Raw genomic sequence first — 15,878 nt, 5'->3', positions numbered from 1 at the left:
AGTAGTTCACGGACCCACGGTAGCGCGGAGTGGGCGCGCGGCAGGGGGCGGGGCCCGCGGAGCGCGAGGTCAGTAGCCCCACGGGGGTCGATAGCCCTCGTCGGTCACCCATTCCCGCTCGAACAGGCTCCGCCGCCAGTCGGGTGCGGGGATCGCCTCGGGGCCCTCCAGTGACAACCCCAGCCGTTCCGCCAGGACGGCCGTGTCGGTCTCCGGGGCGGCCAGGGTGTCCCAGTGCTCGGTCACCACGGCCGCCACGTGTTCGTCGGGCAGGGAGAGGACGGCGTGGGTCAGGCGCAGGTCGTCCAGGTCCGTCCCGTGGTCCATGAGGGTCCATTCCGCCGACCGGAGTTCCTCGTCCGCGTCGAGTCCCTCCCCGAGCGTCACCAACCAGGCGGCCACCACGGTCCGGGCCTGCCCGACACCCGGGTACTCCGTCCCCCGTGGAAGGGGCAGGCCCAGGGCGTGCGCGGCCAGTTCCGAGCGCACCAGGGAGCGGTAGTGCTCGTCCTCGACGATCCAGTGCTCGCTGAGCACGATGCCGTCCCTCGGTGGGTGGACCATGACGTCGGCGCGTCGGGTGAGGTTGGCCTGCCAGACCGTGGGCAGGGGCACGTCGTCGGGCAGGGCCTCCAGCACCGGCGCCAGGTCCGTGTGCCAGGCCTCCACCCAGGACGCGTAACCGGGCAGCGGACAGTACGTGAGGCCGTCGCGGACCTCGCACGTGTCCGTGGAGGGGGTGCGGGGGCGGGCGTTCGCGGTCAGGACGTCGTAGGAGTACTCGTTCTCGGCGTGGGTGTGCACGCCGAACAGGCAGAACCCGGCCAGCCCGACCGCCCCCAGGGCGACCGGGCGCAGGAAGCGCGGTCTTCGGCGCACGGCCAGGATGAGCAGACTCGTGAGGAGGACCGACAGCACCGCGTGGGTCAGGTAGAGCAGGGCGGTCGCGAGGGTGTCCGGGTAGGTGAGCGGCAGGGGTTGCAGACCCAGGGTGAACACCGCGCCCATGCGGTTCACGATCACGTCCGCGCGGGTGCTCATGGCCAGGAGCGAGGAGCCCAGGTACAGGGGCACCAGGAGCCCGAGCGCGATCAGGGGCGCGTAGGAGCGGGTCCACAGGGCCGAGGCCACCGCCCCGAGGGGTCCGCACCAGCCGATGACGAACACGCCCGCGAAGGCCGCCGGTTGCGGGGTCCCCGCGATGGGCGCCGGCGCGGTCAGCACGAACACCGTCATGAACGCGCCCATCAGCGCGGTGGTGATCGTGATCGCGGCCAAGGCCAGCGCAGCCATCCGGGCGCCCGGGGACAGGGGCAGCGCCAGGGGCTCGGAGTGGCGCACCTCGCGCAGGGCGGGGAAGGTCGTGACCGCGAACATGGTGGCGCCCATACCGGCCGCGAACAGCACCGACTCGTTGAACAGGTCGCCCATCGTCGGCAACCCGGAGGTGGTGAGCGTCATCCACACCAGGACCGACATCGACGGCACCAGGACGAGGAAGACCGGGCTGATCACCATGTGACGCAGGTTGAAGACGACGAGACGCCGGAAGGTGGCCCTGGACCGGGGGGACGCGTCGCGGATCACCGGGGGACCGCCCCGGTCAGGAGGAGGTAGGCGTCCTCCAGGGAGGGCTCCACCGGCACCCGCTCGTCCGAGTCGGGGTTGTGGACGCCCTCGGGGACCAGGACCCGGTGGCGGCCGTCGGCGAGCCGCCACGAGGTCACGTTCCGGGGAGGGCGGGTGCCCTGCTCCCACACCCGTCCTCGGGCGCGGGCGATCAGCGCCGCCGGTGTTCCGTCGAAGATCACCCGTCCCTGGTCCAGGACCAGGACCCGACGGCAGAGCGCCGCCACGTCCTCGATCTGGTGGGTGGACAGCAGCACGGTGCTGTGGACGGCCAGTTCGGAGACCAGGTCACGGAAGCGGATGCGTTGTTCGGGGTCGAGCCCGATGGTGGGTTCGTCGAGCAGGAGCAGGTGGGGGTCGCCGAGCAGCGCCGCGGCCAGGCCCAGCCGTTGCCGCATTCCGCCGGACAGGCGACGCAGCCGGGTGTGCCGACGGTCGTACAGGTCCACCCGGCGCAGTGCCCGGCGCACCTCGTCGTGGCGCTCGCGTCGACCGCCGCGCTCCTTGAGGACGGCCATGTAGTCGAGCAGACCGAACGTCGTGAAGTGCGGGTAGAACGACGGGTTCTGCGGCAGGTACCCGAGCCGACGGCGGATCTCGGTGCGCTCCGCCGCGCGTTCGGGGTCGCGCCCGAGGACGCTCAGTTCGCCGTCGGTGGCCTCCAGGTCGGTGGCCAGACAGCGCAGGAGGGTGGTCTTGCCCGCGCCGTTGCGCCCGAGCAGCCCGGTCACCCCCGGGCCCAGGTCGAGGTCGACCCCGTCCAGGGCCCGGCGGGTGCCGTAGGTGCGGACCAGGCCGCGTGCCCGGACCCCGTTCCGCGGGGACGTGGTGGTCATGCCGTCCTCACACGGAGAGCGATGACCGCGGCCAGCAGGGCCAGCGCGGTGGCCCAGCCTGCCTGGGCCAGGGGGGAGAACACCTGCAGCGGGTCGGTGCCGTCGAGGAGCGTGCACACGGTCAGGAGCAGGAGCCAGCCGCCGCCGATCACGCCGCCGGCCATGCTCAGGTGCATCCACCGGCCCAGGGCCAGGCAGCCGGCGACCATCGCCAGGGCGGGCAACAGCCAGAAGACGGTCTCGTGGACGGTGGTGACCGCGGGCATCAGCAGGGCCGCGATCGTGCAGAGGGTCAACGCGGGCGCCAGCACCGCGCAGGTCCGCAGGAGCAGCAGTCGGGGGCCGGCCCACGGCGTGACCGAGGCCAGACTGTGCGCCGGGTCCACCCCCCGGCCGTAGGCGAGGGCGACCCCGACCAGCGGTACCACCGGGGCGGTGCAGGCGAACAGCAGGGTGCCGCGCGGGATCTCGTGGGCCAGGGCCAGTGTGGCCGCCAGCACGATCACGGTGGCCGCCAGCCAGGCCCGGTACAGGGTCGGGGTCGCGGCCAGCAGTGTGGCGGTGTGCTCTCGGAGCCCCAGCGCGGTCAGCAGGCGTTCGAGCGGGGAGGGTCGGGGGCGGTCCACGATGTCGCGCAGGTCGGCCCAGCTGCGTTCGAGCCAGGCCTCGTCGGTGGGCAGTCGGTCGCGGCAGTGGGAGCAGTGCGTCAGGTGGGCCTCCGCGGACATGGCGGTGACGTCGTCGGCGGTGTGGGTCGCGTAACGGTGGAGTTGGTCGTGGGTCAGGTGCCAGCTCATGTGGTCAGTGCCTCCCGTAGACGCGCCTTCGCGCGCATGACCCGTGTCTTGACGGTTCCCTCGGGTATCTGGAGGATCTCCGCGGCCTCGCGGACGGTCAGGCCGTCGAGCACGGTCGCCTGTATGGCCGAACGCAGCTCGGGGGAGAGTTCGTGCAGGGCGGCTCCGAGAGGACCGTGCTCGATGTTGAGGAGCACGGTGTCCTCGGCGGAGGCGTCGCCGATGGTCTCGTACGGTTCGGGTTCCTTCTCCGCGATCCAGCGGTTGGCGCGTTTGCGCAGTTGTGAGATGAGCTGGCGGATCGCGATGGTCCACAACCACGCCCCGGCGTCCGTGTCACCGGGGCGGGGGCGGAAGGAACCGGCGTTGCGCCACACCGCCAGGAAGGTCTCCTGGAGCGCGGCGTCCAGTTGGTCGGGGTCCGAACAGCGGTAGCGCAGGCGTGCGCGCAGCCAGGGAGCGTGTCTGCGGTGCAGGATCTCCAGGGCGTCGGTCTCCCCGGCGGCCACGGCCGTCAACAGCACCGGGTCGGGGCTGTCGGGTCCGTATTCGGGGGCGCGCTGTCGGGCGCGGCGCAGGAACTTCACGTGGTGGGCTATCGCGAGGAGGGGCGGGAACGGTTCGGCGGCGTGGGAGGCGGGTTCGCACGGCTCTGACCACGCCTTTTCGACGGTACCCGCGCGGCGGATGCGAGAATGCCGGCGGGGGTGGGAGAAAATGGGGCGTATGCGTCTGAGGATCTTCCTTGAGCCCCAACAAGGGGCCACCTACGATGACCAGCTCGCCGTCGCCAGGGCCGCCGAGGACCTGGAGTTCGACGCGCTGTTCCGTTCCGATCACTTCCTCCACATGGGCGACCACGTGAGCGGGCTTCCCGGCCCGACGGACGCCTGGATCACCCTGGCCGGTCTGGCCCGGGACACCTCCCGTATCCGTCTGGGCACCCTCATGACCGCGGCGACCTTCCGCCACCCCGGCCCCCTCGCCATCTCCGTCGCCCAGGTGGATCGCATGAGCGGCGGCCGGGTCGAGTTCGGTTTCGGCGCGGGGTGGTTCGAGCACGAGCACGCCGTCTACGGCATCCCCTTCCCCGCCTCGGCCCGCGAGCGCTTCGACCGCTACGAGGAGCAGCTGGACGTCATCACCGGGTTGTGGTCGACCCCGGCGGGGGAGACCTTTCGCTACGAGGGTCGTCATTACCGGTTCGCGGAGGGGCCCGCGCTGCCCAAACCGCAGCAGGGGCCGCGTCCGCCGGTGCTCATCGGGGGGACCGGGCCCAAGCGCACCCCGCGCCTGGCGGCCAAGTTCGCCGACGAGTACAACGTTCCGTTCGCCTCGCTGGAGGACACCGACGCGGCGTTCGAGCGCACGGCGGAGGCGGTCCGGGCGTCCGGACGGACCACGCCGATGACGTACTCGGCCGCCCAGGTGCTGTGCGTGGGGCGTGACGAGGCGGAGGTGGCCAAACGCGCCGCCGTCATCGGCCGGGACGTCGACGAGCTGCGTCGCAACGGCCTGGCGGGCACCCCGGAGGAGGTCGTGGACAAGATCGGTCGGTTCGGTGCCGTGGGTGCTGAGAGGATGTACCTGCAGGTCCTGGACATGACCGATCTCGATCACCTGGAGTTGGTGGCCTCCGCGGTGGCCCCGCGCCTGGACTGATCGGTCGTGGTCGGGGGTGCCCGTACGGGTGGGGAGCGCCCGATAACTTGATATCGAGATACAAGTTGGATACCTTGACATCAAGATATAGCGGGGCTCCCCCCGCCCCGCCCCCGGTTCGGGCGTGTGAGGTCGACCGCTTTTCGGCGTTCCGCCCCGAACGTGTGGACGCCTGCGGCCGATGGGTCGCACCACCGGCGACGATGTGGCGTCGTCGCCGGTCACAGCGGTCCTGCAGGATCCCTGAGGCGACGAGGGCACGGGACCGTGCCCTCCGCGCCCCGGGAATCCGGTTAGGGCGGCCTCAGTAGGTCCCGCATCCACCCCATGGGGCAGGATGCTGGGGACAAAGTGGCGAGATCAGGAGGCAGACACCGTGTCCGCGAACAGCTTCGGCGCCCGTGACACGTTGCGCGTTGGCGACGAGTCGTACGAGATCTTCCGGTTGGACACCGTCGAGGGTTCCAGCCGTCTTCCCTACAGCCTGAAGGTGCTCCTGGAGAACCTTCTGCGCACCGAGGACGGCGCGAACGTCACCGCCGCGCACATCAGGGCCCTGGGTGGCTGGGACGCCAAGGCCCAGCCCAACCAGGAGATCCAGTTCACCCCCGCGCGGGTGATCATGCAGGACTTCACCGGCGTCCCGTGCGTCGTCGACCTCGCCACCATGCGCGAGGCCGTCCGCGACATGGGCGGCGACCCGGACAAGATCAACCCGCTCGCCCCCGCCGAGCTCGTGATCGACCACTCCGTCGTCGTCGACCTCTTCGGTCGCCCCGACGCCTTCGAGCGCAACGTCGAGATCGAGTACGAGCGCAACTACGAGCGCTACAAGTTCCTGCGCTGGGGACAGACCGCCTTCGACGAGTTCAAGGTCGTTCCGCCCGGCACCGGCATCGTGCACCAGGCCAACATCGAGCACCTGGCCCGCGTCACCATGTCCCGCAACGGCCAGGCCTACCCCGACACCTGCGTCGGCACCGACTCGCACACCACCATGCAGAACGGCCTGGGCATCCTGGGCTGGGGCGTGGGCGGCATCGAGGCCGAGGCCGCGATGCTCGGTCAGCCGATCTCCATGCTCATCCCGCGCGTGGTCGGCTTCAAGCTGACCGGTGAGCTCAAGCCCGGCACCACCGCCACCGACCTGGTGCTCACCATCACCGAGAAGCTCCGCGAGCACGGTGTGGTCGGCAAGTTCGTCGAGTTCTACGGCGAGGGCGTCTCGTCGGTGCCGCTGGCCAACCGCGCCACCATCGGCAACATGAGCCCCGAGTTCGGCTCCACCGCCGCGACCTTCCCGGTCGACGACGAGACCATCCGGTACATGCGCCTGACCGGCCGCTCCGAGCAGCAGGTCGCGCTGACCGAGGCCTACGCCAAGGCCAACGGCTTCTGGCACGACCCGGCCAACGAGCCCGAGTTCTCCGAGTACCTGGAGCTCGACCTCGCCGAGGTCGTCCCCTCCATCGCCGGCCCCAAGCGCCCGCAGGACCGCATCGCGCTGTCCGAGGCCAAGCCGACCTGGCGTCACGACGTCCGCAACTACGTCGAGGACGACGTCGACGAGGCCGGCGAGGAGTCCTTCCCGGCCTCCGACGCCCCGGCCCAGTCCGCCAACGGCGCGCGCCCGCACCGTCCGGCGCCGGTCACCATGGCCGACGGCACCAAGACCGAGGTCGACCACGGCGCCGTGGTGATCGCCGCGATCACCTCCTGCACCAACACCTCCAACCCCTCGGTCATGCTGGGCGCCGCCCTGCTGGCCAAGAAGGCCGTGGAGAAGGGCCTGTCCCGCAAGCCGTGGGTCAAGACCTCGATGGCCCCGGGCTCCAAGGTCGTCACCGACTACTACGAGCGCTCCGGCCTGACCCCGTACCTGGACAAGCTGGGCTTCAACCTGGTCGGTTACGGCTGCACCACCTGCATCGGCAACTCGGGCCCGCTGCCCGAGGAGATCTCGCAGGCGGTCCAGGACAACGACCTCGCGGTCACCGCGGTCCTGTCCGGCAACCGTAACTTCGAGGGCCGGATCAACCCGGACGTGAAGATGAACTACCTGGCCTCGCCGCCGCTGGTGGTCGCCTACGCGCTGGCCGGTTCCATGGACATCGACATCACCACCGAGCCCCTGGGTCTGGGCAGTGACGGTGAGCCGGTCTACCTGGCCGACGTCTGGCCGACCGCCGAGGAGATCCAGGAGGTCATGGACTCCGCGATCGCCTCCGACATGTACGAGTCCGCCTACGCGGACGTGTTCGCCGGTGACGACCGTTGGCGCGCGCTGCCCACCCCGACCGGTAACACCTTCGAGTGGGAGGGCGAGTCGACCTACGTCCGCAAGCCCCCGTACTTCGAGGGCATGGGCCAGACGCCCGCTCCGGTCACCGACATCACCGGGGCCCGGGTCCTGGCCAAGCTGGGCGACTCCGTCACCACGGACCACATCTCCCCGGCCGGTGCCATCAAGCCGGGCACCCCGGCGGCCGAGTACCTCAAGGCCCACGGTGTGGAGCGTCGCGACTTCAACTCCTACGGTTCGCGTCGCGGCAACCACGAGGTGATGATCCGCGGTACGTTCGCCAACATCCGTCTGCGCAACCAGATCGCGCCGGGCACCGAGGGCGGCTACACCCGCGACTTCACCCAGGCGGACGGCCCGGTCTCGTTCATCTACGACGCCGCGCAGAACTACGCCGAGCAGGGGACCCCGCTGGTCGTCCTGGGCGGCAAGGAGTACGGCTCCGGTTCCTCGCGTGACTGGGCGGCCAAGGGCACCAGCCTGCTGGGCGTGCGCGCGGTCATCACCGAGTCCTACGAGCGCATCCACCGCTCCAACCTCATCGGCATGGGCGTCCTTCCGCTGCAGTTCCCGGAGGGCTCCTCCGCCGACTCCCTCGGTCTGACCGGCGAGGAGACCTTCTCCGTCACCGGTGTGACCGAGCTCAACGAGGGTCGCGTCCCCACCACGGTGAAGGTCACCACCGACACCGGTGTCGAGTTCGACGCCGTGGTGCGGATCGACACCCCGGGTGAGGCCGACTACTACCGCAACGGCGGCATCCTGCAGTACGTGCTGCGTCAGCTGATCGCCGGCTAGGGTCCGTTCTCGGCACCACCGGGGGTGTCCGCCTGTTCGGGTGCCGATGGGCGCCCGAACACGGGTCCGTAGCGCGAGCGCGGGCCCGTGAGGACACCGCCGGGGCGTCACGCGCCACGGACTCCGCGCCGGGCCCGAGAGGCACGACACGCGGTTCAGGGGCCGCCACCGTCCGACCGACGGTGGCGGCCCTTCGTGCGTGCAGGGTCCGACGTCGCGGCCGGACGTTCGGTGGCGGGGCGGCGATCCTCTCCGGGCCCGTGGCGGCGTTGCGCCCGCGCCGGACCCGTGCCGAGCGCACCACCGTTGACCAGGAAGGGGCCCGGGCGGATTCGGATGATTCGGGCTAGTATCGGCGCATGCCTCCGTCCCCGCGAGCCCCCCGTCGATTCCCGCGCCCACCGCACAGAGTCCTGTCCCTGTGCGCGGCGGTGCTGGTCGTCCTGTGCTCCGGGGCGCCCGCCGCGTTCGCCGAACCCGTCCCCGAGGCCGCCGAGCGGTACGAGGACGCTCCCACCATCGCCGCGCACTACGCCGATCTGCTGGCCGAACGGCCCGAGGGCGCGACCGTCGTGGTGGACGACGCCGTGGGCGGCATGACCGCGCACGAGGAGCTGGCCGACCGGATCCACGCCGCCTTCGCGCCCCTGGGGGTCCCCCACCACGTGGTGGTCACCCCCTTCCTGGGCGCGGGCACCCCCGGGGGCATGGGCGAGGTCCTGCCCGCGGTGTACGACCGGCTCGGTGCGGACGGCCTGTACGTGATCCTGCCGCCGTCGGGCGGGTTCACCGAGATCGGGATCCACGGGGTCGACCTGTCGGAGGCCGGCGCGCGTGACGCCGTCCGCGAGGCGGAACTGTACGGAGCCCCCGCGGACGAGGTGGCGCGGGTCATGGCGGCCGGACTGGCCGGGGAGGAACCACCGCCGACGGAGCGGGAGAGCAGACCGGAGGGCTTCCTCGCGGACATCGACCCCACCAGCTTCAACGGCCCCGCCAACCTCGGCCTGCTGGTGGGCACCGCGGGATCGGCCCTGGTGATCGTCGGTGGCTGGGGTGCCTGGCTGTCGGCACGGCGCGGTCGCCGGGTGCTCCCGGTCGTCACCGTGCTGGTGTCCCTGACCGCGGCCGGCCTGACCGTGGGCGCGGGCCACACGTACACCATGAGTGCGCCGACCGGGGGAGCGGAGATCGCCGACCCCGAGGAACTGGTCCGCCTGGAGGCCCCGTACGTCGCCACCACGGACCGGGCCGAGCGTCTGGCCGCGGAACTGGCCGAGGACCCGCTGTACGTCGACCCGTTGACGCCGCTGGACCGTACGGGCCTGGCGCGGATCCCCGCGGTGCTCGACGACGCCTCCGTCCCCGTGTACGCGGCCGTGGTGCCCCTGCACTACGACGACGAGTCCGGTGGCGACGCCGAGGTCCTGGCGGCCGCGGTGGCGTCGGTCGCCGAGCGGGACGGCGTGTACCTCGTCGTCGGTCCCAGGACCGACGCCCCCGACGTCGGCGCCGCCGTGCGCGGGCTGCGGATCGACGGGTTCGCCCTGTGGTCGCCCCTGAGCCGCAACGAGGAACCGACCGCGGCGGCCGCCCTGGAGCTGGCCGTGGCCGACCTGGCGGACCTGGAGTTCGGTACCGGTGACGGGTTCGAGCCGCTCTTCGCCGACCGTGAACCGAACCTTCCCGGCCCCCGCGCCGAGCGTTTCGCCGGCGGCGAGGGACTCCTTCCCGGATCCCTGTTCCTCGGGCCTCTCCTGGCCCTGTGCCTGATCGGTCTGACCCACCTCACCCTCTTCCTCGTGCGACAGCGCCGTGAGGGCGGTGGCACGCGCACCCTGGGACGGCGCGCACTGCGCCGTCTCGCCCTCCGTGAGGCCGAACGCGTGCGCGTCCTGGTCGACCAAGAACCGGAGCGGATCCCCGCGGTGTTCATGCCCCAGGCGGAGGTCGTGCTCATGTACGCGGAACGGGACCTCGGCGACCTCGACCTCCTGGGCACCGCGGTCCTGGCCCGGCGGGTGTGCGCCGTGGCCCGAGACCCCGACGCCGGCACCGACCCCTGCGTCGTGGATCCGCTGCACGCGTTCGCCACCGAACGGGCCCACTCCCGTGTCGGCGGCGGCCGTGTGCCCCTGTGCTCCTCCTGCGCCCGGCTCACGGACGCCGAACGGGTCGCGAGGGTGCTGAGGTTGGGTTCCGGCGGCGCCGGGCGTTCCTACCGGGCCAGGACGAAGGATCCGTGGATCCGACACTCCTTCGGCGCGAACGGGCCGAAGCGGATGATCGCACTGCTACTCGAGGAGAACCGTGTCCACTGATCCGCGCCCGCTCCGGAGCCCCTGGGCGGTGCTCCGGGCCCTGGTGACACCCCTGGCCCTGGCCGGCGCGTTGGTGTGCGCGCCGGTCGCCGCGGCCGACACCGACTCCGCGGAGGAGACGCCCGAGTCCGGCGGTACCCGTGCGGAGGCCATCGCCGAGGGCCTCTCCGCGTCGCCCGTCCACGTCGACCCGGTCTACGAGGACGCCTTCTCCACCGAGGCGCGTGAACGCGTCATCGGGCTGATCGAGGAGGGCGACCTCGACCTGTACGTCATCGTCGTCCCCCTCGTGGAGGGCGACGCCTGGAACGGCGAGACCTCGTCCCTGGCCGCCGCCGTCCACGACCGTATGGGCGGTGGGGAACGCCACTACCTCCTGTACGACCGCCGCGGCGACATGGACGGCCAGGATCTGGGCGTGGCCTCCGACGACTGGAGCAAACCCGCCTTCCACGGCGCGCTCGCGGCGCGCTACGAGAGCATGGGCGGACAGCAGCTCATTCCCACCCAGGTGGAGGCGGCCGTCGAGGCGGCCCTGTCCGAGGACCCCGAGGCCGCCTACGAGGCGGCGATGGAGGCCTACCACGACCGGTCGGGGACCTCCCCGCCCTCGGCCGCGTCTCCGGTCGGTGCTCCGATCCCCGTGATCCTCGGTGCGGTCGCCGCGGTCGTCCTGGTGGCGCTCGCGATCCTCCTGTTCCGATTCCGTGCCCGTGGCGGGTCCCGGTCGACCGCGGGCGCTCGTCGTCGACCGACCCCCGTCGCCCAGCACGCCGCGTTCGACAACGCCGAGCGCGCCCGGTTGGAGTCGATCGTCGAACACGGCGAGCGCGACCTCATCGAGCTGGGGGAGCGGCTCCAGGCCGACGGCGCGGCCGAGCCACAGCACCTGTCCCGGGCGCTGGACGCGCGCGACGCCGCGGCGCGGGTCCACGACCGCATGATCGCCGCGGGACCCACCCTGCCCGACGCCGTGGGGGTCCTCGTTCTGCTGGACCGGGCCGAGGACGCCCTGGCCGGGCGGCGCACCCCGCGACGGCACTGCTACGCCAACCCCCTGCACGGCACCGGCACCCGGCAGGTCCGGTGGCGCGAGTTCGGCGGCTCCCGCACCATCCGGGTGCCCCTGTGCGCCGAGTGCGCCCGCGCGGTGCGCGACCGGGTCCGACCCACGGTGCTGCCCGCCGAACGCGACGGGGGAACCGTCCCCTACTACGAGGTGCCCGCCGACGAGAGCGTGTGGTCGGCGACCGGCTACGGCACGCTCCGGGACGATCTCGTCGACCGGATCCTGCGGGGAGATCACTCCGGTCGTCGGTAACGACCCGACATCGGATCCGCCCCGCGGGGGAACCGCGGCGGGGCATGGGCGGTCCCATCCTTGTGACACCCTGACAGGGGGAGGCCCTGCCGGGCCTGAGGGAGACACGACGAGCGAGAGACGGGGCAGGCTGTGGACGACCCCCGGAGCCAGGACACGCAGGAACGCGTGGTCGGTGGTTACCGGCTGCTGCGGTCCCTGGGGCGCGGTGGATTCGGCGAGGTGTTCCTCGGTGAGGCCGAGGACGGGACGCGCGCGGCGGTCAAGCTGCTGCACGTGAGCTGGTCCGGCGACCAGGACATGCGGCGACGGTTCGCCGCCGAGGTGGAGCAGGCGCGCCGGGTGAGCGAGTTCTGCGTCGCCCGGATCCTCGACGCCGACGTGGAGACCGATCGGCCCTGGATCGCCTCCGAGTACATCGACGGGCCCACGCTCCAGGACTCCGTGCAGAACGACGGCCCGCGTACCGGCACCGAACTGCAGCGCCTGGCCGTGTCCACCGCCACGGCGTTGGCCGCCATCCACTCCGCCGGGGTGGTGCACCGTGACCTCAAGCCGGACAACATCATGCTCGCGCCGGACGGCCCGCGGGTGATCGACTTCGGCATCGCCCGTGCGGTGGAGGCGACCTCGGTGACCGCCAGCGGCGTGGTCGGCACCATCGGCTACATGGCCCCCGAACAGCTGGAGGGCGCCCGCCTGACCGCTGCCGTGGACGTGTTCTCGTGGGCCGCGGTGATGGTGTTCGCCGCCACGGGCCGGGAGGCCTTTCCCGCTCCGACCCAGGCGGCCCGTATCGCCCGCATCCTGGGCGGCGGTCCCGACATGGACGGCGTGGGCGGCCCCCTCGGGGACGTCCTCGCCGACTGCTTGGCCAAGGTGCCCGAGGCCCGTCCGGACGCCGCCACCCTGCTACAGCGGTTGATCGCCGGTCCCGCCCACCGCACCCGAGCCGAGGGCTCCGGGCCGGCCCCCTCCGTCGCCGCGGACGCCACCACGGTCACCCCCTCGCCGGACGCCATGACCCGGGTCGGGGTGGACCGGACCAGGGTGGCCGGGGCGCCGCCCACGGGGATCGTTCCGGTCGATCCGACCCGTGTGGCGGGCGTCGACGCCACCGGAGCGTCGGCCTCGCACGCGGTCGCGTCCGCTGCGGACGCCGGCACCCCGTCGCACCCGCAGGCACCGTTCACCCCCTCGCGCGCAGGGACGGGGCCGTCCGGTCCCTCCACCTCGGACCCCGCGGTCTCCTCGTGGCACACCCCGGTTCCCCCTGGCGGCGCACCGCCCTACCACTTCGCCGGTGCCCGCTTCCACGACCCGGGCGGTCTCGCCGAGGCCATGCAGCGCAACTGGTCCGCCGCCGTCCGGGTCTTCAACGACTCCACCGAACGGGCCGTGCTGGGGGCCTGGATCATCGACGACCTGGACGACTCCACCGTCGACCGGTCCCTGTTCCGGCGCCAGGTCGGCGACGCCAACCTGGCCGTGGCCTCCTTCGTCGCCCAACTGCGCCCCGATCTGCCACCGGTCTTCCGTGGCCGTGCCGTCGCCATGAGCGACCTGCGCGGACGCTTCGCCGACCCGCGTCCCCTGCTCACCGGCGCGCCGCAGGCCAACGAGATGGTGCTCCTGGCCCGCCCGCACCTTCTGCGCATCCTCGGCTCGCACCACGGTCCCGAACCCGGCGCGCACCAGCGCCTGGCCGACGACCTGGACCGGGCCGAGCGGGCCGGCAACGCCCTGTGCGCCAGACTCGCGGAGGACCTGGAGGGCTGGCGGTCCACCCAGGTCACGGTCAACCCGGCGTTGGTCATGGCCTTCCTCCTCAACCCGGACGAGATCTCCCCGCCCGCGGACGGCCGTGACCGTGGAGTGGCCGACTGGGTCGACATCCTGTGGCGGTCGGTGATCGGCGCCGAGCCTCCCGACTCCGCCGGGTACGCCGCCGCCGTGCACGCGGCCATGCCCACCGTCCAGGCGCTGGCCCGCCAACGCCGCTACTGGGAGGGCCGCTACTCGGAGGTCTCCGGGGCGCACTCGGCGCTGGAGGAGAAGGTGACGTTCCAGCGGCGCATGCATCGGGCCGCCCAGTGGTGCAAGTACGGCATCGTGGCGCTGCCCATCGGATTCGTGCTCGGTCTGGCCGAGAGGGGTGACCTCGCCGCCACCCTGGTCTCCGTGGGCGTGCTCGCACTGGTCGGGTTCCTCGGTATCACCGCGACGATCTGGGTGATGTGCGGCGGCGCCGCCCGCCAGGCGCAACGGGTCATGGAACTCAAGCACTCGCGTCAACAGCTGCCGCAGCTCACCAGCGGGGTGGACCGGATCCGTACCGACCTCGATCGCGCCCGGCGGATCACCTCGGGCTGACCCGGGCGAGGCGTCGCCCCACGATCGTGCCCCCGGGTGGCAGAGTGGTCACCATGAGCGACGACGCGGGGGTCGACAGGCACGCGGTCACCCTCGGGTGGTTCCTGCTCTTCCTCGTCCTGGTGCAGTTCGGCTACCCCGTGACCCTGCTCGGTCCCGCGTGGGCCGCCCTCTACCTGGCCGCCTACGTCGGGGCCGCGCTCACGGCGTTCCGGGTGGTGCGGGGCACGCGTCGACGGACGGCGCCGGTGGTGGTCACCGGCGCCGCCCTGATCCTCTCCTCGGCGTGGGTCCTGCTCGGTGACCGGGACGGGATCGCCCTGGTGGTCTCCCTGTCCTCCCTGGCGCTCTTCCTCGTCTGCGTCATGTCCGCGCTGCTCCGCTTCGTCTACGTGCGCGGCCGTACCCACGAACTCGACCTCGTGCTCGCCGCCGTGTGCGTCTACCTGCTCCTGGGCGGGTTCTTCGGCGCCCTCCACGGTGTGCTGGAGACGCTGGTCCCGGGCACCTACTTCGACCAGGCCCACCCCGACGCGCCGGTGCCCTGGCAGCAGCTCGTCTACTTCTCCTACGTCACCCTGGCGACCCTCGGCTACGGCGACATCGTCGCCGTCTCCTCCTGGGGGCGGGCCCTGTCCGCACTGCAAGCGGTTCTCGGTACCCTCTTCATCACCACCGTCATCGGGCGCCTCGTGGGTGCCTATGTCGGTCGGCGTCCCCACCCCCCTGACCGGGACGTACCGTAACGAGTCAGCATCGGATCGTGTTCCGGGTGAACGTGAGACCCCTCTCATGAATCACCCGGGTGTGCTCGTCCGTGCGGCCCCCGCGCCCGGGCACCCCCTGAGAACGCCCAACCTGAGAAAGGCTGCTTCGTGAGCGAGGCCACGGAGAAAGTCGACCCTGGACACACGGTCGGCCGATACCGGCTGGTCCGGCGGCTGGGCCGCGGCGGATTCGGAGAGGTTTTCCTCGGTGAGACCGAGGACGGGGCCCGTGCGGCGATCAAGCTGCTGCACGCGAGTTGGTCCCGCGACCAGGACATGCGGCGACGGTTCGCCGCCGAGGTGGAGCAGGCGCGCAGCGTCAGCGGTTTCTGCGTGGCCGAGATCCTCGACGCCGACGCCGAGGCCGACCAGCCCTGGATCGCCTCCGAGTACATCGACGGCCCCACCCTGCAACAGGCGGTCTCCACGGGCGGTCCCCGCGCCGGCGGCGACCTGCTGCGGCTGGCCGTGTCCACCGCCACGGCGTTGGCGGCCATCCACGCGAGCGGTGTGGTCCACCGTGACCTGAAACCGGACAACATCATGCTCGCGCCGGACGGCCCGCGGGTGATCGACTTCGGCATCGCCCGCGCGCTGGAGTCCACCTCCGTCACCGCCAGCGGCATCGTCGGGACGGTCGGGTACATGGCGCCCGAACAGTTGGAGGGCATGCGCGTCGGCACCCCCGTGGACGTGTTCTCCTGGGGCGCGGTCATGGTGTTCGCCGCCACGGGCAGGGAGGCCTTCCCCGGGCCGAGCCAGGCCGCCCGCATCGCCCGGGTCCTGGGCGGTGAACCCGACACCGGTGACCTGTCCGGGGCGCTCCTGGCGACCGTCCTGGCCTGTCTGGACAAGGATCCGGAGGCGCGCCCCGACGCGCGGACGCTGCTGGGCCACCTGGTGGCGGGCACCGCACCCCTCCGCGCGGCCCCGACGGGCTCGGGACCCCACGAGGCGGTCGACCCGGCGGAGCCCCAAGGACGCATGGGAGGAGCGGGGGAGGGGCCGCGGCACTCCAGTGTCCTGCCCCCCGCGGGTCAGGGGTTCTCCCCGGTCCCGCACACCCCTCCGC

The 15,878-nt window shown here is 72.2% G+C and carries 11 protein-coding genes; 7 read left to right on the top strand and 4 right to left on the bottom strand.

The features are described from left to right. Nucleotides 1–69: 69 nt before the first annotated feature. The 4 genes from DSY14_RS08465 to DSY14_RS08450 all read right to left on the bottom strand — a co-directional run bounded on the left by DSY14_RS08465 (nt 70) and on the right by DSY14_RS08450 (nt 3,849). A complete protein-coding gene (locus DSY14_RS08465) occupies nt 70–1,518 on the bottom strand; it encodes a hypothetical protein (protein ID WP_211715928.1) in 1,449 nt (482 codons plus the stop codon). Nucleotides 1,519–1,583: 65 nt separating this feature from the next. Continuing rightward, on the bottom strand, nt 1,584–2,465 hold the full coding sequence (locus DSY14_RS08460) for an ATP-binding cassette domain-containing protein (protein WP_211715927.1): 882 nt from the start codon (nt 2,463–2,465) through the stop codon (nt 1,584–1,586). Continuing rightward, complete coding sequence (locus DSY14_RS08455) at nt 2,462–3,262, bottom strand: zf-HC2 domain-containing protein (protein ID WP_211715926.1); 801 nt, start codon at nt 3,260–3,262, stop codon at nt 2,462–2,464. Before DSY14_RS08455 ends, DSY14_RS08460 begins: the two co-directional genes overlap by 4 nt. Next, nucleotides 3,259–3,849 (bottom strand): RNA polymerase sigma factor, encoded by a 591-nt coding sequence (locus tag DSY14_RS08450; RefSeq protein ID WP_211715925.1) that lies wholly within the window; start codon nt 3,847–3,849, stop codon nt 3,259–3,261. The genes DSY14_RS08455 and DSY14_RS08450 overlap by 4 nt, the downstream gene beginning before the upstream one ends. A 139-nt stretch (nt 3,850–3,988) precedes the next feature. On the opposite strand from DSY14_RS08450, the gene DSY14_RS08445 reads away from it, so the two are divergent. The 7 genes from DSY14_RS08445 to DSY14_RS08415 all read left to right on the top strand — a co-directional run. Continuing rightward, nucleotides 3,989–4,924: an LLM class F420-dependent oxidoreductase gene (locus tag DSY14_RS08445; protein WP_211715924.1), complete on the top strand. Its 936-nt coding sequence runs from the start codon at nt 3,989–3,991 to the stop codon at nt 4,922–4,924. A 376-nt stretch (nt 4,925–5,300) separates the two neighbouring features. Beyond that, nucleotides 5,301–8,024, top strand: coding sequence for an aconitate hydratase AcnA (gene acnA, locus DSY14_RS08440; RefSeq protein ID WP_307851167.1), 2,724 nt, complete (start codon nt 5,301–5,303; stop codon nt 8,022–8,024). 359 nt (nt 8,025–8,383) lie between these two features. Next, on the top strand, nt 8,384–10,345 hold the full coding sequence (locus DSY14_RS08435) for a hypothetical protein (RefSeq protein WP_211715922.1): 1,962 nt from the start codon (nt 8,384–8,386) through the stop codon (nt 10,343–10,345). After that, nucleotides 10,335–11,666 carry a hypothetical protein gene (locus DSY14_RS08430; RefSeq protein WP_211715921.1) on the top strand — a complete coding sequence of 444 codons (1,332 nt, stop codon included), beginning with the start codon at nt 10,335–10,337 and terminating at the stop codon, nt 11,664–11,666. The genes DSY14_RS08435 and DSY14_RS08430 overlap by 11 nt, the downstream gene beginning before the upstream one ends. A 132-nt stretch (nt 11,667–11,798) precedes the next feature. Beyond that, a complete protein-coding gene (locus DSY14_RS08425; RefSeq protein WP_211715920.1) occupies nt 11,799–14,039 on the top strand; it encodes a serine/threonine-protein kinase in 2,241 nt (746 codons plus the stop codon). A gap of 53 nt (nt 14,040–14,092) precedes the next feature. Beyond that, a complete protein-coding gene (locus DSY14_RS08420; protein ID WP_211715919.1) occupies nt 14,093–14,785 on the top strand; it encodes a potassium channel family protein in 693 nt (230 codons plus the stop codon). A 129-nt stretch (nt 14,786–14,914) separates the two neighbouring features. Continuing rightward, on the top strand, nt 14,915–15,878 hold a 964-nt coding region (locus tag DSY14_RS08415; RefSeq protein WP_211715918.1), incomplete at its 3' end, for a serine/threonine-protein kinase.

It is taken from the genome of Nocardiopsis sp. MG754419, from assembly GCF_018207095.1.
GTDB lineage: Bacteria > Actinomycetota > Actinomycetes > Streptosporangiales > Streptosporangiaceae > Nocardiopsis.
Note: the sequence above shows the minus strand (reverse complement) of the source record. Positions and strands in the feature narration are given on the sequence as shown.